Source organism: Mesorhizobium sp. M0292 (assembly GCF_040321695.1).
Classification (GTDB): domain Bacteria; phylum Pseudomonadota; class Alphaproteobacteria; order Rhizobiales; family Rhizobiaceae; genus Mesorhizobium.
The window spans coordinates 145,038-165,306 of sequence record NZ_JAMYSB010000003.1 but is presented as its reverse complement, the minus strand read 5'-3'; the positions used below and the strand labels follow the sequence as shown (position 1 = coordinate 165,306).

15 protein-coding genes, 1 tRNA gene and 1 pseudogene are annotated in these 20,269 nt (G+C 62.6%); 12 read left to right on the top strand and 5 right to left on the bottom strand.

All coding sequences use genetic code 11. The features are described from left to right. Window positions 1-19: 19 nt before the first annotated feature. A complete protein-coding gene (gene smc, locus NKI96_RS05675; protein WP_352803254.1) occupies window positions 20-3,478 on the top strand; it encodes a chromosome segregation protein SMC in 3,459 nt (1,152 codons plus the stop codon). Between the two features lie 1,234 nt (window positions 3,479-4,712). After that, window positions 4,713-5,021 (top strand): hypothetical protein, encoded by a 309-nt coding sequence (locus NKI96_RS05670; protein WP_023684610.1) that lies wholly within the window; start codon window positions 4,713-4,715, stop codon window positions 5,019-5,021. A gap of 117 nt (window positions 5,022-5,138) precedes the next feature. Here NKI96_RS05670 and NKI96_RS05665 read toward each other — a convergent pair. Next, window positions 5,139-5,213, bottom strand: a tRNA-Gln gene (locus tag NKI96_RS05665). A 110-nt stretch (window positions 5,214-5,323) separates the two neighbouring features. Beyond that, window positions 5,324-5,668, bottom strand: coding sequence for a VOC family protein (locus NKI96_RS05660; RefSeq protein WP_023670692.1), 345 nt, complete (start codon window positions 5,666-5,668; stop codon window positions 5,324-5,326). 216 nt (window positions 5,669-5,884) lie between these two features. Between NKI96_RS05660 and ppdK the strand changes: the two genes are divergently transcribed. From ppdK to NKI96_RS05645, 3 genes are all read left to right on the top strand, one after another. Then, window positions 5,885-8,590, top strand: a complete 2,706-nt coding sequence (gene ppdK / locus NKI96_RS05655) for a pyruvate, phosphate dikinase (protein WP_352803251.1) — start codon at window positions 5,885-5,887, stop codon at window positions 8,588-8,590. Window positions 8,591-8,764: 174 nt separating this feature from the next. After that, window positions 8,765-9,865, top strand: a complete 1,101-nt coding sequence (locus tag NKI96_RS05650; RefSeq protein WP_023692732.1) for a glycosyltransferase family 9 protein — start codon at window positions 8,765-8,767, stop codon at window positions 9,863-9,865. Window positions 9,866-9,954: 89 nt separating this feature from the next. After that, window positions 9,955-10,731 carry a polysaccharide deacetylase family protein gene (locus tag NKI96_RS05645; RefSeq protein ID WP_050587064.1) on the top strand — a complete coding sequence of 259 codons (777 nt, stop codon included), beginning with the start codon at window positions 9,955-9,957 and terminating at the stop codon, window positions 10,729-10,731. Window positions 10,732-10,896: 165 nt separating this feature from the next. Here the strand turns inward: NKI96_RS05645 and NKI96_RS05640 are convergent. Together NKI96_RS05640 and NKI96_RS05635 are read right to left on the bottom strand one after the other, a co-directional pair. After that, window positions 10,897-11,288: pseudogene (locus NKI96_RS05640) on the bottom strand (DUF427 domain-containing protein). A 160-nt stretch (window positions 11,289-11,448) separates the two neighbouring features. After that, window positions 11,449-11,808 carry a hypothetical protein gene (locus NKI96_RS05635; RefSeq protein WP_023670697.1) on the bottom strand — a complete coding sequence of 120 codons (360 nt, stop codon included), beginning with the start codon at window positions 11,806-11,808 and terminating at the stop codon, window positions 11,449-11,451. Window positions 11,809-12,135: 327 nt separating this feature from the next. Here NKI96_RS05635 and NKI96_RS05630 point away from each other — a divergent pair, with 327 nt between their 5' ends. Continuing rightward, window positions 12,136-13,764: a fatty-acid--CoA ligase gene (locus NKI96_RS05630; protein ID WP_023692734.1), complete on the top strand. Its 1,629-nt coding sequence runs from the start codon at window positions 12,136-12,138 to the stop codon at window positions 13,762-13,764. Window positions 13,765-13,886: 122 nt separating this feature from the next. Continuing rightward, the gene (locus tag NKI96_RS05625; RefSeq protein WP_023684603.1) at window positions 13,887-14,669 is read left to right on the top strand and encodes a DUF1499 domain-containing protein; all 783 of its coding nucleotides are present in this window, start codon (window positions 13,887-13,889) and stop codon (window positions 14,667-14,669) included. A gap of 4 nt (window positions 14,670-14,673) precedes the next feature. Here NKI96_RS05625 and NKI96_RS05620 read toward each other — a convergent pair whose 3' ends face one another. Further along, a complete protein-coding gene (locus NKI96_RS05620) occupies window positions 14,674-15,582 on the bottom strand; it encodes an MBL fold metallo-hydrolase (protein WP_023692735.1) in 909 nt (302 codons plus the stop codon). A gap of 117 nt (window positions 15,583-15,699) precedes the next feature. Between NKI96_RS05620 and NKI96_RS05615 the strand changes: the two genes are divergently transcribed. From NKI96_RS05615 to NKI96_RS05595, 5 genes are all read left to right on the top strand, one after another. Further along, a complete protein-coding gene (locus NKI96_RS05615; protein WP_023692736.1) occupies window positions 15,700-16,293 on the top strand; it encodes a biotin transporter BioY in 594 nt (197 codons plus the stop codon). A gap of 270 nt (window positions 16,294-16,563) precedes the next feature. Next, window positions 16,564-17,445, top strand: a complete 882-nt coding sequence (rfbA, locus tag NKI96_RS05610; protein ID WP_023692737.1) for a glucose-1-phosphate thymidylyltransferase RfbA — start codon at window positions 16,564-16,566, stop codon at window positions 17,443-17,445. Between the two features lies 1 nt (window position 17,446). Further along, the gene (gene rfbC, locus NKI96_RS05605) at window positions 17,447-18,001 is read left to right on the top strand and encodes a dTDP-4-dehydrorhamnose 3,5-epimerase (RefSeq protein WP_023692738.1); all 555 of its coding nucleotides are present in this window, start codon (window positions 17,447-17,449) and stop codon (window positions 17,999-18,001) included. Window positions 18,002-18,026: 25 nt separating this feature from the next. Next, a complete protein-coding gene (rfbB, locus tag NKI96_RS05600; protein ID WP_023692739.1) occupies window positions 18,027-19,151 on the top strand; it encodes a dTDP-glucose 4,6-dehydratase in 1,125 nt (374 codons plus the stop codon). A gap of 246 nt (window positions 19,152-19,397) precedes the next feature. Next, complete coding sequence (locus NKI96_RS05595) at window positions 19,398-20,264, top strand: SDR family oxidoreductase (protein WP_023692740.1); 867 nt, start codon at window positions 19,398-19,400, stop codon at window positions 20,262-20,264. The last annotated feature ends 5 nt before the right edge of the window (window positions 20,265-20,269 follow it).

The window sequence follows — 20,269 nt, the reverse complement described above, 5'->3', positions numbered from 1 at the left end:
GCCTTCCAGGCAGGCGCGAATGAAGTTTTCGCGCCTTCGCCTCCTCGGCTTCAAGTCCTTCGTCGAACCCGGCGAGTTCGTCATCGAACGTGGCCTGACCGGCATTGTCGGGCCGAATGGCTGCGGCAAGTCGAACCTTGTCGAGGCGATGCGCTGGGTGATGGGCGAAAGCTCGTACAAGAACATGCGCGCGTCCGGCATGGACGACGTGATCTTTTCCGGCTCGGGAACGCGCCCGGCCCGCAACACCGCCGAAGTCACGCTGTTCCTCGACAATAGCGACCGGACCGCGCCCGCCGCCTTCAACGACGCCGATGAATTGCAAGTGTCGCGCCGAATCGAGCGCGAAGCCGGCTCGCTCTACCGCATCAACGGCAAGGAAGCCCGCGCCAAGGACGTGCAGCTTCTGTTCGCCGACCAGTCGACCGGCGCGCGCTCGCCTTCCATGGTCGGACAGGGCCGTATCGGCGAACTGATCCAGGCCAAGCCGCAGGCGCGCCGCGCGCTGCTCGAAGAGGCCGCCGGCATTTCCGGCCTGCACACGCGCCGTCACGAGGCCGAGCTTCGGCTGAAGGCGGCCGAACAAAATCTGGAACGGCTGGACGATGTCGTCGGCGAACTGGAGAGCCAGATCGAAAGCCTTAAGCGCCAGGCGCGCCAGGCATCGCGCTTCAAGAACCTGTCGGCCGATATCCGCAAGGCGGAAGCCACGCTCTTGCATCTGCGCTGGACTTTGGCCAAAACCCAGGAGGGCGATGCGCGTTCGGCATTGGCGGTTGCCACAGCTCTGGTCGGCGACCGCGCCGCCGCCCAGATGGCTGCCGCCCGTGAGCAAGGCATCGGCGCCCACCGGCTGCCCGATCTGCGCGATGCCGAGGCCGCCGCGGCTGCCGCCTTCCAGCGCCTGTCGATCGCCAAGGCTCAGATCGAGGAGGAGGCTGGCCGCATCCGCGCCCGCCAGGCCGAACTGGAGCGCCGGCTGCAGCAGCTCGACGGCGACATCGCCCGCGAGGAGCGCATGGTCCGCGACAATGCGGATATTCTTGAGCGCCTGCGCGAGGAAGAAGCCACGCTCAATTCCGAAAATGCCGGCGCCGCCGAACGCGAGGCCACGACGCGGGCCGCTTTCGAGCAGGCCGGCACAACGCTCTCGCAGAGCGAAGCCAAGCTCGCTGCGCTAACCGCCGAACGCGCCGAGGCCGCCGCCGCGCGCAATCAGATCGAACGCACGCTGCGCGAAAACGCCGAACGCCGCGATCGCTTTGCCCGCCATCTGGCCGATGTCGACCGCGAATTGTCCGAGATTATGTCGAAGGTTGCGGGCTTGCCCGATCCCGCCGAGAAGCGCGCTCTGGTCGAGGACGCGCTCGCCCGGTTGGAGGAGGCCGAGGCCGGCGCCATTGCTGCCGAACAGGCGGTCGCCGAGGCGCGCGCCACCGAGAGTGCCGCCCGTCCGCCGCTGCAGGATGCCAGGGCCGAACTCGCCGGCATCGAGACCGAAGCCCGCACGCTGGCCAAGATCCTCAATGCCGCCAGCGGCGATCTTTTCCCGTCGGTGCTGGAGCAACTCAGCGTCGAACGCGGCCATGAGACGGCCCTTGGTGCTGCGCTTGGCGAGGATCTCGACGTGCCGCTCGACCGCAGCGCGCCGGTGCACTGGGGCGAAAGCCAGGTTCAACCAGGCGATGCGGCCTTGCCGGAAGGCCTCAAGAGCCTCGCCAGCGTGGTGCGCGCGCCTTCGCAGCTTGCCCGCCGGTTGGCGCAGATCGGCATCGTCGATGCCGCCGACGGCAAACGCCTGCAGACGCTGCTTGCCCCCGGCCAGCGGCTGGTCAGCCGTGACGGCGCGCTGTGGCGCTGGGACGGGCTGACCGCCAGCGCCGATGCACCGACCGCGGCCGCGCAAAGGCTGGCGCAGAAGAACCGGCTGGCCGAGCTCGATGCCGAGGCGGTGCAGGCGACGCAGATCATGCGCGAGGCAGAGGCTGCCCTTGCCCAGGCCGAACATGCACTCCGCCAGGCGAGTGAGGCCGAACGCAATGCCCGCCAGGCCGGGCGCGATGCCCAGCACGGCCTGGACGCCGCCCGCAGCGCGCTGGCCGAGGCCGAAAAGGCCGGTGGCGAGCTGGCAAGCCGCCGCGCCGCCCTGGACGAGGCGCGCGCACGAATCGTCGACAGCCATGAAGAAACGGCCGCCGCCTTCGCCGAGGCCGAAATGCTGCTGCAGGACGCCCCCGATCTCGGCGACCTGCAATTGCAGCTTGAACAATCCGCCGCCAATGTCGGCAGGGACCGCGCAACCTTGGCCGACGCGCGCGCCGTCCATGAAGGCCTGCGCCGCGAAGCCGAGGCGCGCACGCGCCGGCTCGACGCCATCGGCGCCGAGCGCAGCAACTGGTTGCAGCGGGCCGAAAACGCCTCGACGCAGATTGCCTCGCTGGGCGAGCGCAGGGCCGAGGCCGAGGCCGAGCGCGAAACGCTGGCCGACGCCCCCGACGAGATCGACGCCAGGCGGCGCGCGCTGATGTCGCAGCTGACCGAGGCCGAGACCTTGCGCAAGGCGGCCGCCGACCGTTTGCAGGAGGCCGAGAACAAGCAGGCCGAGCTGGACAAGGCCGCCACCGCGGCCATCCAGTCGCTGGCCGATTCCCGCGAAACCCGCGTCCGCGCCGAAGAGCGATTGACCGCCGCCGATGAGCGCCGGCTCGAGGTCGAGGCGCGCATCCAGGAAACGCTGAACACGCCGCCGCATCTGGTCATTCGCCATACTGGCCTGGAAGCCGACAGCCCGATGCCGGAAATGGCCGAGATCGAGCGCCAGCTCGACCGGCTGAAGGTTGAGCGCGAGCGGCTCGGCGCCGTCAATCTGCGCGCCGAGGAAGAGCAGAAGGAATTGTCGGACCGGCTGGAGACCATCGTCTCCGAGCGCGAGGACATCATCGAGGCGATCCGCAAGCTCAGGCAAGCGATCCAGAGCCTGAACCGCGAAGGCCGCGAACGGCTGCTTGCCGCTTTCGAGGTGGTCAACGGCCATTTCCAGCGGCTGTTCTCGCATCTGTTCGGTGGCGGCACGGCCGAACTGCAGCTGATCGAATCCGACGACCCGCTCGAAGCCGGGCTCGAAATCCTGGCACGTCCGCCCGGCAAGAAGCCGCAGACCATGACGCTGCTGTCCGGCGGCGAGCAGGCACTGACGGCGATGTCGCTGATATTTGCCGTGTTCCTGACCAATCCGGCGCCGATCTGCGTGCTCGACGAAGTCGACGCGCCGCTCGACGATCACAATGTCGAGCGCTTCTGCAACCTTATGGACGAAATGGCCGCGACCACCGAGACGCGCTTCGTCATCATCACCCACAACCCGATCACGATGGCGCGCATGAACCGCCTGTTCGGCGTGACCATGGCCGAGCAGGGCGTCAGCCAACTGGTCTCGGTCGATCTGCAGGCCGCCGAGGCGATGCGCGAGGCGAGCTGACGCAGCATGCTTTGTTGATTTCGTCGGCGATGGCCTCGATCCGACTGTTGCAACAGGACCGTCGCCCTTGCGACCTGCTTGCGACGCGCATTCTGTAAGGTTCGAAGAGAAGGAATTTAAGCGCCACCTGAGAGCGAACGCCAAAGCCCACATGCAAAGCGCCCGGCCAACGCGAAAGCGATGCCTATAAGGCACAGATGGCAATAGGCTCCGACCGCAATTCAGCTGCCACGTTTATCGGAAGCCCAGGAAGCTCAGTATCGCAATCACGATAACGACTGCTCCGATGAGCCAGATTATGTTGTTCACCGTATCTCTCCCGAACTAGTTGCTGGGAGTGAACTCGTAAGAGCCTACTAATGTTCCCGCATTTTCTGCGTCGAAACAAAATGGCGGCCATCGCTTCGTCGATTGCCAGACCAAGGTCCGAACAGGGTATGACTGAAGTCCTGACGTCGGAGCCATAGGCCTGAAGGCGGGCAACCTATGCCCTCCCGATGCATTGGAACCGGGCTGCCGAGCATGAGTCCCTTCATCGGTGGTCAATCGGGTGCCCGCCATCCCTGAGAGGTTAGCGGGCACCCGATTGTCGTGACACCGCCAACGCGTGCGTTTCAATAGCGAGGCTAACAGTGACCTTTGTCCAGAGATCTGTGCGTGACGGCGCCACCCGACCCGCAAACGACAACGACAGTCCTGCGGAAGTTTCTTCCGTTCTTGACCTCATACCATCGGCTGACGACGACAACGTCGCTGAACTTGTCAGGCGAACAGAGCGCCTGGCAATCGCAGTGGTTATCGGAATCGCGGTTCTGCTGATCTTGGCGCCGGTGGTTTACCTTGCACTTTCTTACGGGATCTGAGACGGCCCGACTTAGGCGATCTAAGATGGCCTGATTGGTCGTATTCTCGTAAATCTGAAAAGTTGTGCCGACAGTCCTCCTCGCAAGACAAGTGTTTCCCGTCACATAAAGGAGATCGAACGCGACGACATAGAATGGTCGTGCGCAGCGCTGCTTTGTCGAGTTGCGTAACCTTGGTGGCCGGCTTGAAAGGGCGTGCTCACCAGAATTTGCCAACAAGAGCTGTTGTCGCAATTCCTTCCTTCACACGCCGTGTTGCGCGGGAGCAGCCGTCACTGATCGCGCCCGTGGACCGACGACGCTACTCGGAACCAAAGGGATGGGACGCGGTTATCCCCGCGAAGGGATAATTAGCAGGTGGAGATATTACAATGAAAACAATGATCGTGAGCGCCTTGGCGCTGTTCATTGCCATGCCGACGATAGCTCCGGCAGCCGAAGCTGACGTGGTCATCACGACCCACCATCGACATCATCACAGGAGCGTAAAGGTCATCAATGACCAGGGTCAACGCCTTCATCACCGCAGACACGGCACGGTTGCCTTCTACGACCACGGCCGCAGACATCATCGCCGGGATACGGTCATCGTGACCGGCTCGATCGAGCGCAGCCATCATCGCCATTATCGACATCATCGGCATCATCCCGTCGTCATCCAGGACGACAACGATTACTGATCCTCTCCGCACGGCCCCGGCTCTGTCAACGGAGTCGGGGTCGCGTGGGAGTCAGATAGCTCCTGACGGCAGCCATCGATAAGGTCGGTAAATCATTGATTCCAAAGGCATGTGATTTGGCTGGGGCGCCAGGATTCGAACCTGGGAATGTCGGTACCAAAAACCGATGCCTTACCACTTGGCGACGCCCCAGCAAGCGAGCTTTGCCCGTTGCGCGCGGCCTTATAGGACGAGCGGCACGAAAGCTCAATGCCGAGTTGGCCACTGTGCAAAACTGATCCACCGCTTGGCGCGGGGGCGCGCTATTCGCCCCAGACCGCCAACTCGTTGCCAGCGGGATCGGTGAAATGGAACCGCCTGCCGCCCGGGAACGAGAATATCGGCTTGACGATCGTGCCGCCGGCGCTTTCGACAACGTCGAGCGTTGCTTCCAGATCCTGCGAATAGAGCACCGGCAATGGTTTCGCCGGCGCCTCCGCCGCATCGGCCTGGAAGCCGCCATCGAGCCCTTCGCCGAAGGCCGAATAGGTCGGCCCGTAATCGGTGAACGACCACGAGAAGGCGGCGCTGTAGAAAGCCTTGACGCTGTCCAGCGTCGCGCCGGTCGCGGGCAGTTCGAGATAGTCGAGTTTTCCGTTGAGTTTCATCACGCTGCTCCCAACTTGTTCCCTATATGTTCTATATCCTGGGCAGCGATCCGGCAAGTCTTTTCGACGCAGCTTTTGCTTAATCGATTGTAGTCGCCGGGCTTCGCTGCCACACCTTGCCTTTCGCACTGCAGCATAATAACGCTCGGGTCGGAGCGCGGGGGAACCGGGTCTTGGCCCCGGGGTTCTAATCTTCCGAGAACTTGGAGGGCGAGCATGACCAAATGGGTCTACACCTTCGGCGATGGCGCCGCGGAAGGACGTGCGGGCGACCGCAACCTTCTCGGCGGCAAAGGCGCCAATCTGGCCGAGATGTGCAGTCTTGGCCTGCCGGTGCCGCCGGGCTTTACGCTCACCACCGAAGTCTGCAACGCCTATTACGCCAACGGCAACAGCTATCCGGCCGCGTTGCAGGCCGATGTCGTCAAGGCGCTGGACCATATCGGGCAACTGACCGGGCGCCGTTTCGGCGATCCGTCGAAGCTGCTTCTGGTCTCGGTCCGCTCCGGGGCCAGGGCCTCGATGCCGGGCATGATGGACACCGTGCTCAATCTCGGCCTCAATGACGAGACGGTCGAGGCGCTGGCAGCCGATTCCGGCGATGCCCGCTTTGCCTATGACAGCTACCGCCGCTTCATCCAGATGTATTCCGATGTCGTCATGGGTCTCGACCACGAAGTGTTCGAGGAAATCCTCGAGGACCAGAAGGCGAGCCTCGGCCACGAGCTCGACACCGAACTGACAGCGCAGGAATGGCAGAGCGTCATTGCCCTCTACAAGGCCAAGGTCGAGGAGGAGCTCGACAGGCCGTTTCCACAGGACCCGCACGAGCAGCTGTGGGGGGCGATCGGCGCGGTGTTTTCCAGCTGGATGAACAACCGCGCCATCACCTACCGGCGCCTGCACGACATCCCGGAAAGCTGGGGCACGGCGGTCAATGTCCAGGCCATGGTGTTCGGCAATATGGGCGAGACGTCGGCCACCGGCGTCGCCTTCACGCGCAACCCCTCGACCGGCGAAAAGATGCTCTATGGCGAATTCCTGGTGAACGCGCAGGGCGAGGATGTCGTAGCCGGCATCCGCACGCCGCAAAACATCACCGAGGCGGCGCGCATCGCCGCCGGCTCCGACAAGCCGTCGCTGCAGAAACTGATGCCGGACGCGTTCCGGTCCTTCGTCGACATCTCCGACCGCCTGGAACAGCACTACCGCGACATGCAGGATCTCGAATTCACCATCGAGCGCGGCAAATTGTGGATGCTGCAGACGCGTTCCGGCAAGCGCACCGCCAAGGCGGCGCTGAAGATTGCCGTCGAAATGGCGCGCGACAAGCTGATCACGACGGAGGAGGCGGTCGCCCGCATCGATCCCGCCTCGCTCGATCAGCTGTTGCATCCTACCATCGACCCCAAGGCCGCGCGCGATGTCATCGGCGTCGGCCTGCCGGCTTCTCCGGGCGCCGCGACCGGCGAGATCGTCTTCTCGTCCGCCGATGCCGAGGATCTGAAGACGCAAGGTCGCAAGGCAATCCTGGTGCGCATCGAAACCAGCCCCGAAGACATTCACGGCATGCATGCTTCAGAAGGCATCCTGACCACGCGCGGCGGCATGACCAGCCACGCCGCCGTGGTCGCGCGCGGCATGGGCAAGCCTTGCGTTTCGGGCGCCGGCTCGCTGCGTGTCGACTACAAGGCCGGCACGCTGATGTCGATGGGCCAGACCTTCCGCAAGGGCGACATCATCACCATCGATGGTAGCAACGGCCAGGTGCTGAAGGGCGCCGTGTCGATGCTGCAGCCGGAACTGTCGGGCGATTTCGCCGCCATCATGGAATGGGCCGATGCGGTGCGCCGCATGAAGGTGCGCACCAATGCCGAGACGCCGCTCGATGCGCGCATGGCGCGCTCCTTCGGCGCCGAAGGCATCGGTCTCTGCCGCACCGAGCACATGTTCTTCGACGGCGAGCGTATCGTCGCCATGCGCGAGATGATCCTGGCCGATACCGAGAAGGACCGCCGCACCGCACTTGCCAAGCTGTTGCCGATGCAGCGCTCGGATTTCCTCGAACTGTTCGAGATCATGGCCGGCCTGCCGGTGACGATCCGGCTGCTCGATCCGCCGCTGCACGAATTCCTGCCCAAGACGGAAGCGGAGGTGGCGGAGGTCGCCGCCGCCATGAACGTCTCGCCCGACAAGCTCAGGCAGCGCACCGAAGCCTTGCACGAGTTCAACCCGATGCTCGGCCATCGCGGCTGCCGTCTCGCCGTCTCCTATCCCGAGATCGCCGAGATGCAGGCGCGCGCCATTTTCGAGGCAGCCGTCGAGGCCGGCAAGAAAGCCGGCGCGCTGGTCGTTCCCGAGATCATGGTGCCGCTGGTCGGCCTGGTGAAGGAGCTCGACTACGTCAAGGCGCGCATCGATGCGGTCGCCAAGGCTGTCATGGACGAGACCGGCGTCAAGATCGACTATCTCACCGGCACGATGATCGAGCTTCCGCGCGCGGCGATCCGCGCCCACGTCATCGCCGCTACGGCCGAGTTCTTCTCCTTCGGCACCAACGATCTCACCCAGACCACCTTCGGCATCTCGCGCGACGATGCGGCATCCTTCCTCGAGACCTATCGGCAGAAAGGTATCATCGAGCAGGACCCGTTCGTCTCGCTCGACATCGAGGGCGTCGGCGAACTGGTGCGCATGGCTGCCGAGAAGGGCAGGGCGACGCGGCCCGACATCAAGCTCGGCATATGCGGCGAACATGGCGGCGATCCGGCCTCGATCCGCTTCTGCGAAGAGGTCGGCCTCGACTATGTGTCGTGCTCGCCCTACCGGGTGCCGATCGCAAGATTGGCCGCAGCCCAAGCCGCGGTGCAGATTCCCAAAACAGCAGTGCCGCGCCCCAAAAAGAGCGCCGCGGCATCCTGATTTCGACATAGTCCTTTCGGTATCGATGAAACGGCCACCCCTGGGTGGCCGTTTGGCGCTAAGCTTACGATTTTGTAAGCAAATTCACGCTGATGTGCGCGGCTCAACACGCAATCCCGACATCGTTTCCGCCCAATTTCACGGCCCCCCAACCCGCCCGGTGCCGAGAAAAAGATGTTACAGATTTCGCCCAGACCCTTCCGCTCGATCCTGATTATCCAGACCAAGTTCATCGGCGATGTTGTTCTGTCCTCCACGCTCGCCAAGAACCTGCAGCTCGAATATCCCGGTGTCAGGATCGTCTTTCTCTGCGAGGCGCGCCTGGCCAGTTTTGTGACCGCCCACGGCATCGCCTCGGAAGTCGTGACCTTCCGCCGCGCCGCCATGCGCGGCACCCCGCTGGAGCGTGGACGCGAACTCTATTCGATGATCAGCCAGCTGCGCCAATTCCGTTTCGACCTGACCATCGACCTGACCGATTCAAAGACATCGCGGCTCATCGTCAGGTTCCTCAACGCCAGCACCCGCATCGGCTACAATCCTCCGGAAAGGCCGCTGCGCTGGCATGAGCGCCAGCCCGCCAATGTCTTTGCCGAGCCATTCGGTTTTGGCGAACGTCACTATCTCTACCGCTACCTTTCGCCGCTCGAGCCGCTCGGCGTCGGCCTGCGCGTGCGGGTGCCGTCGATTCGGCCATTGCCGATGGAGACGGCGAGGGCCCAGGCATTGTTGGACAAACACCATCTGCGGCCAAATGGCTTTGTCGCGGTGCATGCCGGCGCAAGTTTTCACGGCCGGCGCTGGCAGCATGAACGCTTTGCCGCCGTGATCGACACGATTTCGCGCGAAACCGGACTGGATTTCGTACTCGTCGGCGGCCCTGACGAGCGCAAGCCGGCCGAGCAGATCCTCGCCAGTGCCGCGTCGATCGTCAACCTCGTCGGCGCGCTGTCGCTGGAAACGCTGCTGGCGGTGTTGCAGCAGGCGCGGCTGTTTGTCGGCAATGAGAGCGGCCCCATGCACATGGCGGCAGCGGCCGGAACGCCGGTTGTCGGCCTTTTCGGCCTGACCAGCCCGGCCGTCTGGGGACCGGTCGGCGTGCCCAGCCTCGCCTTGCAGCCATCCATGCCGTGCAATTGCGTGGCAGGCAGCCTGTGCAATCCGCTCGATCCCAGCAAGGCCTGCTGTGTCTGGCGCCTCGAGGTCGAACTGGTCGTCGCGGCCGTGCGCGAAGTCCTGTCACGCACGCATGTGGAACTGGAACACGCCGTCTGACGGTGCGCGGCGGTCACATTGTCGGGATATCAGCTTTCTCACGGCCACTATCCCGATTTCCGCCTTGTTGCGGGTCCTGCGATGCGGCTATGACAGCGCCGATTCTCAGACAAGACAGGCATCCCTTGCAAAAGCTGTTTTGCGCCTTGGCGCTATCTATCCTGGCCGTGTCGTCGGCCCAGGCCGCGCCGCTTGTCGAGCCGACGCTGCATCTGAAGGCTGAGGATGGTGGCAGTGGCAATGTCGGCCGCGTCGCGCTTACGCTCGACGCCTGTGGCGGCCAGACCGATACGAGGATCCTGTCGGCGCTGGTGGAGAACCGGATTCCGGCGACGATCTTCGTCACCGGCATCTGGCTGAAGCGCAACGCCGCCGTCGTCGAGATCATGCGCGCGCATCCGGACCTGTTCGAACTGGAAAACCATGGCGGCCATCACATCCCGGCCGTCGACACGCCGCGCAAGATCTATGGCATCCGCAGCGCCGGCAGCCCGGAAGCGGTGCGGGCCGAAGTCGAATCGGGCGCTGCCGCTCTCGCTGGCACCGGCGAGCCGGCGCCGAAATGGTTTCGCGGCGCGACCGCCGAATACAGCCCGTCGGCTATCGCCATGATCCGCAAGCTTGGCTTCAAGGTCGCCGGCTTTTCGATCAACGGCGATGGCGGCTCGTTGCTCGGCGCAAAAGAAACTGCCCGGCGCATCGCCGCCGCCAAGGATGGCGATGTCATCATCGCCCACATCAACCAGCCGACCCACGCCGCCGGTGAGGGCGTCGTGCAAGGTCTGCTCGCGCTGAAGGCCAAGGGGCTGACGTTCGTGCGGCTGGATGACGCGGACGGTGTCGGCAACGACGGGACGACTGATTAGGCTTAGGCGGCGGCAGGCAGTTTCATCGCCTTTGGACTGACGTCGCCGACGTTTGAGATTAGCCGAGGCCTCTAAACTTCGTCATCCCAGGATGAAACAGGAGCGAAGCTCCATCGCGAAGACCCTGGGATGACGAAGCGAGCAACGGCGGCTTGAGTCGCTTGCTCAGGCCGGTGCTGCTTCGATAGTGACCCTGTTGGGATAAAACGCGCCTTGGTCGCGAATCTCAGCCATTTCGTCGAAGGGCTGCTCATAGCCCCACATCGCGTCCTTGCCGGTCTCACCGGCCGGCAGCACGCTCCAGTAGCTGGCGTCGCCCTTGTAGGGGCAGTGGGTCGACAGGGTGGTTTTGCCGAGCTGGGTGAAGTCGATGTCTTCGAAGGGGATGTAGAATGCCTGGGGGTAGGGCGGTTCGGACAGAAGCTTCGCCCGCGTCGATGAGGCGATCACCGTATCGCCGGCACGCACGACCACGGTACCGCGATAGGGTTCGACGGTGATAACCTTGCCGGGATTGCTCTGAAAGCCGGGGGCGCGGGGTTGGCGATCTGGTCCATGCGGGGTTCTCCTTGTTCGATTGGGAGCACAGTCCGATTGAGAGAGTGCGGGGTTGCTTCCCATGTCCCTAAAATGTGTCTGGAGAACTCGTTGCGCAAGCCTTCGCCAGTAGGCCAGAGCTGGCCTTCCGATCACTAAAAACGATCCCGCGTGGAATGCTCAGGCTGCGGTCTTGAACACGTCCATGAGGCCGGCATAGGCCGCGGCAATACCGGCTACCGGGTTGGTGCTTCTTGACGTCGTCTCGACCTTCAGCGGGCCGCCGCCGGTCGGCAAGGTGAGCAGCAGGAACTGGCGATTGCCGCCGTCGCCGATCGATGCGGCGGCGACATGCTGGCCTTCGCCTTCGTTCTGGACGCACATTTTGAACAGCAGCGTGCCGCCGACCGCTTCCAGGGCGCCGCCGACCACCTCGACAAATTCGTCTTCGGAGACCTTTTTGGCCTCCGGCACGAGATCGGCCAGACTTGCGGCAAGCGTGTCTTCAAGCTCTTTGTCGTCGAGTTGAATATCGTCCAACTGCACGTCTTGGGCCCCGCTGTCATCCAGCTGCCTGTCGTCGATCTGCCTGTCGTCGATCTGCCTGTCGTCGATCTGCTTGTCGTCGATCTGCTTGTCGTCGAGCTGCGTGTCCATGCGAACCTCTTTCAGTCGCCAATCCGCACCCCTACCCCGTTAACGAACTTTAACGTCGACGATGGCCGGATTGTGGCGGTTTTCTCCGCCTTTCGATCACTGCTTGCTTCAGCCGTTAACGGTTGGAGACGTCACGACTGGACAATCCTTCCGTTCGTCCCACAATGGAACAAAAGACGGGAAAAACGAGGAAGCAATGGGAGGAACCAGATGCTCGGACTGATGCAGGAATGGCCGCTGCTCTGCCACAAGCTGATCGACAATGCCGAGCGGCAGCACGGGACACGCGAGATCGTCTCTCGCTCGATCGAAGGTCCGGTGGTGCGCACGACCTATGCCGAGATCCATCGGCGCGCGCTGAAGGTCGCCCAAAGGCTCGAACGCGATGGCTTTGTGCTCGGCGACCGCATCGCGACCCTGGCCTGGAACACGGCGCGCCACATAGAGGCCTGGTACGGCATCATGGGCATCGGCGCCATCTACCATACGCTTAACCCGCGTTTGTTCCCCGAGCAGATCGTCTGGATCATGAACAATGCGCAGGATAAAGGGATCTTCGTCGACCTGACCTTCATGCCGCTGCTGGAAAAGATCGCCGGCGCGGTCAAATCGCTGAAAAAGGTGATCGTCCTGACCGACAAGGCGCATCTGCCTGAAACGACGCTGCCGAATGTGGTTGCCTATGAGGACTGGTTGAACGAGGCCGATGGCGACTTCGCCTGGAAGGTTTTCGGTGAAAACACCGCAGCCGGCATGTGCTACACCTCCGGGACGACGGGCGATCCCAAAGGCGTGCTCTACAGCCACCGCTCGAATGTGCTGCATGCCATGATCGCCGCCATGCCCGACGCCATGGGCCTCTCCGCGCGGGACACGATCCTCCCCGTCGTGCCAATGTTTCATGCCAATGCCTGGGGCCTTGGCCAGAGCGCGCCGATGATCGGCGCCAAGCTGGTCATGCCCGGTTGCAAGATGGACGGCGCCTCGATCTACGAGCTGCTCGACACCGAGAAAGTGACCTTCAGCGCCGCCGTGCCGACCGTCTGGATGATGCTGCTGCAGCATCTCGAAGAGACCGGCAAGAAGCTTCCCCATCTCAGCAAAGTCGTCATCGGCGGCTCGTCCTGTCCGCGCGCCATCACCAGGAAATTCCAGGACAATTACGGCGTCGAAGTCATCCATGCCTGGGGCATGACCGAAATGTCGCCGCTCGGCACGCTGTGCACCATGAAGCCGCAATATCAAGCGCTCGAGGGCGAGGCCCGGCTCGATATCCAGGGCAAGCAGGGCTACCCGCCCTTCGGCGTCGAGATGAAGGTGACGGACGATGACGACAAGGAACTGCCCTGGGACGGCAAGACCTTCGGCCGGCTGAAGGTGCGCGGTCCAGCCGTCGCCAGCGCCTATTATGGCGGCGTCGGCGCCGAGCAGTTCGACAAGGACGGCTGGTTCGACACTGGCGATGTCGCCCATATCGATTCCGGCGGCTACATGCAGATCACCGATCGCGCCAAGGACGTGATCAAGTCGGGCGGCGAGTGGATATCGACCATCGACCTGGAAAACCTCGCCGTCGGCCATCCCGATGTCGCCGAGGCCGCGGCGATCGGCGTCCATCATTCGAAATGGGGCGAGCGGCCGTTGCTGGTCGTGGTCGCCAAACCCGGCAAGGAGCCGAGCAAGGCCGATATACTGGCGTTCATGGACGGCAAGGTGGCGAAATGGTGGATGCCCGACGACGTCGCTTTCATTAGTGAAATCCCGCACACCGCCACCGGCAAGATCCAGAAGATCACCTTGCGCAAGCAGTTCAGCGACTACCGCCTGCCGACGGATTGACCGGGACCGTGCGTTTCCTTGACCTTCAAGCTACCGGCGGCAAAAACGTTAGGGCAGGGGATGTTCAATTTGAGCATCCTTTGCTCTAAGCGTCTGTGCGGGTTGGGGCGGTGCTGAAGACAATGGAAATTGACGAGCGGCAGACATCGAAGGCGGCCGGCTGGTCGCGGCGCACGGGCGCTTTTGCCCTGGTCCTGCTGCTGACCGTGCTGGCCGGCCATCATTTCGAACTGGTCGAAACGCCGGCCTTCCTGTGGGTGCTGGCGATCGTCGCCTTGCTTGCCGCGTTCGCTTTGCTGTTTGCCGGCCTCGCTTTGTCCCGGCTGTGGCATTTCGGTGACCGTGGCGGCCGCGACCTCTCGGTCGGCGCCCTGCTGGCGCTGCTGGTGCTGACGCCCTACGGCTTTGCCACCTATTTGGCGGCGACCACGCCGCCCCTGAGGGACATCACGACGGACCTCGACAATCCGCCAGTGCTCGACACTAGCGACCGCACCAAGGACATGAACGTGCTCGCGCTGCCAACGCCGGGCGAAGCGCGCCTGCAGGCCGACGCCTATCCGCTGGTCACCGGGCATAGCTACAATCTGCCTTTCGAAACCGTCGTCGACGCCGTTGAAACCGTGCTCGACCGCCGCGATTGGCAACTTACTGCGCCATATCCGGTGACGGACGGTCAGGACGAGGTGACGATATCGGCCGTTGCCCGGAGCTTCGTGGTCGGCCTGCCCGCCGACGTCGCCATCCGGGTCAGCAATGACGGCGACACGATCGTGGTCGACATGCGCTCAGCCTCCCGCTACGGCCGCTACGACCTCGGCGACAATGCGGCGCGCATCGTCGGGTTCCTCGCCGAACTCGACCAGGAGGTTGCAGGGCAGGTGGGTGCCGCGCCGGCTGAATAGTTCTCTACCCCACCGGCACAAAAACGCCGTCGATGGCCGGGTCACCCTGGGTAGCAACCAGGCCGCGCGCCACCAGGTCTTCGAGATGGGCAAGCACCGACAGGCCGGCGGCGCCATGCAGGCGCGGGTCGGTGTCCCGGTAGATAGCCTTGACCATGTCCGGGATCGTCCGGTCGCTGTCGCGGATCCGCTCGAGGATCGCCCGTTCGCGCATCTTGCGATGGGTCTTGAGGCCGCGCATGAAGCTGCGCGGCGCGGTCACCGGGCCGCCATGGCCGGGCAGCAGCAGGCGATCGCCGCGCGCGATCAGCCTGTCGAGCGAGGCCATGTAGTCGGCCATCGCTCCGTCCGGCGGCGCCACGATCGATGTAGCCCACGCCATCACATGGTCGGCTGAAAACAGGATGCCGGTGCCTTCGAGCGCAAATGCCGCGTGATTGGCGGTGTGGCCCGGCGTCAGCACCGTCCGGATCGTCCAGTCATCGCCCTCGACCAGCGCATTGTCGGGCAACGCGATCTCCGGGACGAAAACCGTGTCGGCGCTGGCGTCGAGCGGGTTGATCTCGCCGATCCGCAGCGGCCTTGCCGGGCGGTGCGGGCCTTCGGCCAGTACAATAGCGCCGGTGTGCGCTTTCAGCCGGGCTGCCAGCGGAGAATGGTCGCGATGCGTGTGGCTGACGAAGATATGGCTGACCGGCCGGTTTGCGATCACCTTGAGCAGCGTCTGGAAATGCGCCTCGTCATCGGGGCCGGGATCGATCACCGCCAGCGTATCGCGCCCGACGATGTAGCTGTTGGTGCCGTGAAAGGTGAACGGGCTGGGGTTTTTGGCGGTGACGCGCAAGACGTCCGGCGCAACGGTGACGCCCTCGCCATAGGCCGGATCGAAGCTGGTGTCGAATTTGAGCGCCATGGCGGTGTCGTTGAATCTCTGTTCAGGAAGACGGCAAAACTGATTGCCGCATAACACGGAAGCCAATATAGAAAAACGCAAGGCCGCGATCTGCGGCAATCCGGATTGGGGAAGACCATGGCACTTGCAACGACGATGCGCCCGCTTGTTTCTCTCGCTTTGCCCCAGGAGGGCGCGCAGCGCCTGGCAACCCAGCTTTTGCTGGCGATCGCCGGAACGCTGCTTTTGACCCTGTCGGCCAAGACGAAAGTCGTGCTCGGGCCGGTCGACATCTCGATGCAGACGCTGGCCGTCCTGCTGATCGCCACCGCATTTGGCCTGCGGCTTGGCGTCGCTACCCTGCTTCTCTACATGGCCGAAGGCGCCATGGGCTTCCCGGTCTTCCAGAGCACGCCTGAAAAGGGCATCGGCATCGCCTACATGATCGGCGGCACCGGCGGTTATCTCGCCGGCTTCATCGTCATGGCAGCCATTGTCGGCTGGGCCGCCGACCGCGGCTGGGACCGCCACCCGATCAAGTTGTTCAACGCCATGCTGGTCGCCGAAGTCGTCATGATGGCCATGGGCTTTGCCTGGCTGGCCACCCTCATCGGCGCGGAAAAGGCGTGGCAGTTCGGCGTTTTGCCGTTCGTCCTCGGCGACCTGATCAAGGTTGCGCTCGCCGCCAGCCTGGTGCCGGCGGTATGGTCGCTGCTGCCCAAGCAGCCCTGAAACCGGACAAATGAATGAGCCGGCGGGTCCAAGGCCCGCCGGCTTTTGTTGTCACGCGTCCGCCAGCCGATGGTGCAAGCCGGTTGCCAAATCGCCACGCCAATTTGCATCGTCAGCTTGTGGCTGGTAGATCAAATTGCCGCGAGACGGCAGATGCAGAGCAATTCTGGCGCCGATCCACGGCCGAGATTGAATTGACAAGCCATTGCGCGAAACCTAAGCACGAGCAACTTGATTTCAGGGCGGGGGCCGGCAATTCAAGGAGAGCTTGTGAAAGGAATAATCCTTGCGGGAGGCAGCGGGACGCGTCTTTATCCCCTAACATTAGCGATCTCTAAGCAAGTCCTGCCGATATACGACAAGCCGATGATTTTTTATCCGCTGAGCGTCTTGATGCTCGCCGGTATCCGCCAGATTTTGATCATTTCGACACCTCGCGACTTGCCGGTGTTTCGGGAGTTGCTGGGCGACGGTTCGGAATTCGGGGTCGAATTCTCCTATGCCGAGCAGGCGCAGCCTAACGGGCTTGCCGAGGCCTTCATCATCGGCCGCGACTTCATCGGCAAGGATAATGTGTCGATGATCCTCGGCGACAACATCTATTTCGGCGAGGGCCTGTCGCAGCTCTGCCGCGCTGCCGCGCAGCGCCAAAGCGGCGCGTCGGTGTTCGCCTACCATGTCGAGGACCCGCAGCGCTACGGCGTGGTGTCGTTCGACAAGCTCAGCGGCACGGCTTTGACGATCGAGGAGAAGCCGCGGGAGCCGAAGTCCAACTGGGCGGTCACCGGCCTCTATTTCTACGATAACGAGGTCGTCGACATCGCTTCGACGATCAAGCCCTCGGCGCGTGGCGAACTCGAGATCACGGCGGTCAACAACATCTACCTCGAGCGTGGGCAGCTGCATGTGCATCAGCTCGGCCGCGGCTATGCCTGGCTCGACACCGGAACGCATGACAGCCTGCATGAAGCCTCTTCCTTCGTGCGCACCATCGAGCACCGCCAGGGCATCAAGGTTGCCTGTCCTGAAGAAATCGCTTTCGAGCAGGGGTGGCTGACCGCCGACAAGGTGCTTGAACGCGCGACCCGCCTGGGCAAGAACGAATACGCCGCCTACCTGCGCCGGCGTGTCATCGAACTGACGGAGAACTAGAATGCTCGAAATCAGGCAGCTCGGTTTGGACGGCGTACTGGAGATCGTCCCGAAGCGGCACGGCGATGCGCGCGGTTATTTCATCGAAACCTGGAATGCCGAGGCCTTTGCCGAGGCCGGCATCGATCTGCGTTTCGTCCAGGACAATCATTCCTATTCGGCTGCCGCAGGTGTCGTGCGGGGGCTTCACTATCAGCTGCCCCCACGCGCGCAGGACAAGTTGCTGCGTGTGATCAGAGGCAAGATCCTCGACGTCGCGGTCGACATCCGCCGCAGCTCGAAAACCTTCGGAAAATGGGTCGCGCTCGAGATATCGGCCGAGAAAGGCAACCAGATCCTGGTGCCGAAGGGTTTCGCGCACGGTTTCGTCACGCTCGTGCCGGACACCGAGGTTCTGTATAAGGTCACCGACACCTATTCGCCGGCGCATGATCGATCGATCCGTTTCGACGATCCTGATATCGGCATCGATTGGCCGTCGCCGGCCGGCGCCTTCGAGCTCTCGGCCAAGGACCTCAAGGCGCCGACGCTTGCCACGGCCGAGGTGTTCGCATGACGCGCGACGATATGAGGAGAGCGTCATGAATTTTCTGGTGACAGGCGGTGCCGGCTTCATCGGCTCGGCGGTGTGCCGGCATTTGTGCGCCAATCCGGCCTACCATGTGACCAATCTCGACAAGCTCACCTATGCCGGCAATCTCGCCTCGTTGCGCATGATCGAGAATGCGCGCAACTACAAATTTGCGCAGGCCGACATCTGTGACGAGCGGGCGGTTCTCGACATCCTCCACCGCGACGAGATCGACGTCGTCATGAACCTCGCCGCCGAAAGCCATGTCGACCGCTCGATCGACGGACCCGACGCCTTCATCGAGACCAACATCGTCGGCACCTACCGGGTGCTGAATTCTGCGCTCGAATATTGGCGCGGCCTTGGCGAGGACAGGAAAGCCCGCTTCCGCTTCCACCATGTCTCGACCGATGAGGTGTTCGGCGATCTGCCCCTCGACGGCGGCATGTTCGTCGAGGAAACGCCTTACGCGCCGTCCTCGCCCTATTCCGCCTCCAAGGCGGCGTCCGACCATCTGGTGCGGGCCTGGCACGAGACCTACGGCCTGCCGGTCGTGCTCTCCAACTGTTCGAACAATTACGGGCCCTATCACTTTCCCGAAAAGCTGATCCCTCTGGTCATTCTCAATGCGCTCGAAGAAAAATCGCTGCCGGTCTACGGCGCCGGCGCCAATGTGCGCGACTGGCTGTTCGTCGAGGATCATGCGCGCGCCCTGGAACTGGTCGCCACCAAGGGTCAGCCGGGCGAAAGCTACAATGTCGGCGGCAATTCCGAACGCACCAATCTTGGCGTCGTCGAGACGATCTGCGACCTGCTCGACATCAGGCGTCCGCGCGGCGGCGGCAGGAGCTACCGCGATTTGATCAGCTTCGTCACCGATCGCCCTGGCCACGACCGCCGCTATGCCATCGATGCCTCCAAGATCAGCAGGGATCTCGGCTGGGCGCCGGCGGAGAGTTTCGACAGCGGCCTGGCAAGGACGGTCGACTGGTTCCTCGACAACAAATGGTGGTGGGGGCCGATCCGCGAGCAGCGCTATGGCGGCGAGCGGCTGGGCAGGAAAGGGGAACTGTTGGATCGACGAGAGCCAAGTGATCTGCGTCGATCGTCCCCCACATTTGGAAAATTGGGTTGATGAACTGCTGACAGCTTTGGATACAATCTGGTTTGCGGGATGGGTTCATGACCCTTTCGTAAGGCGCAGAATTTCTCTACAAGGCCACGCACCTAGTCTGCTGAACATTGGGCAATGCATTTTATGGAACGATTCTGTCGGCATGACGCCAATTGTTTCGACCGGACGCTAAGGGAAAATTGGCCGGACGCCGATCACTTTGTTGATCGGTTCGCACTAGTACCCTCTTAAGAAGGATATAAAAGTATGGCGAAGGTGCTCGTAACTGGCGGTAGCGGGATGCTCGGTGGTTACGTGTCCAAGGCATTGGAGCACGCTTCTCATGTCGTAGTCTTGGCGGATCGTGCAAAATTTGATCTAGCTGATCCCGATGCAGCTTACGACTACGTCCTGGCAGAAAAGCCGGCCGCGATTTTGCATTTGGCAGCCGAGACAAATGTGGATTTATGCGAATTAAATCCGCAACAAGCCGGCATACGAAACCACCTATCGACCGCCAGCATTGCAAAGGCTGCGGAAAAATCCGGCGCCTGGATGTTGTACGTTTCAACATCCAACGTGTTTGGAGAGCGGGGCAGCTTCGAACACAACGAATTGGATCTGCCGTCGCCTGTAAATTACTATGGTCGTTCAAAGCTGATGGGCGAATACGCGGTCCGACAACACTGCCCATTGAATCACTTGATTGTGCGCGCAGGTTGGATGATCGGGGGTGGCGCAAGCGGCGATCATAAATTTGTCGGAAAGCTTATACAGCAAATCAGGGAAGGAGCCGTTTCGCTTCGGGCGGTAGGTGATAAATTTGGGTCGATTACCCGGGCGTCCCTACTTAGTGATTTCATCGTCTGGGCGCTGGAGTCACGTTGTACCGGCACTTTGCATTATACAAGCAAGGGTACGGTAACTCGATTCAATATCGCTCAAATGATCGGTGAAATCATCGGTAAGGATGTAGTTATAACATCTGTGAAGTCTTCGGATTTTCCTCTCTCGGCCCCCCGGCCATTTTCAGAAGGAATGAGTTCGATATATACGCCACTCTTGACGGCAGCACCCCAGCCAGGCAATTGGCGCGACGATTTGGCCAGCTACGTCGCCACCTTCCTTGATTAATGCGA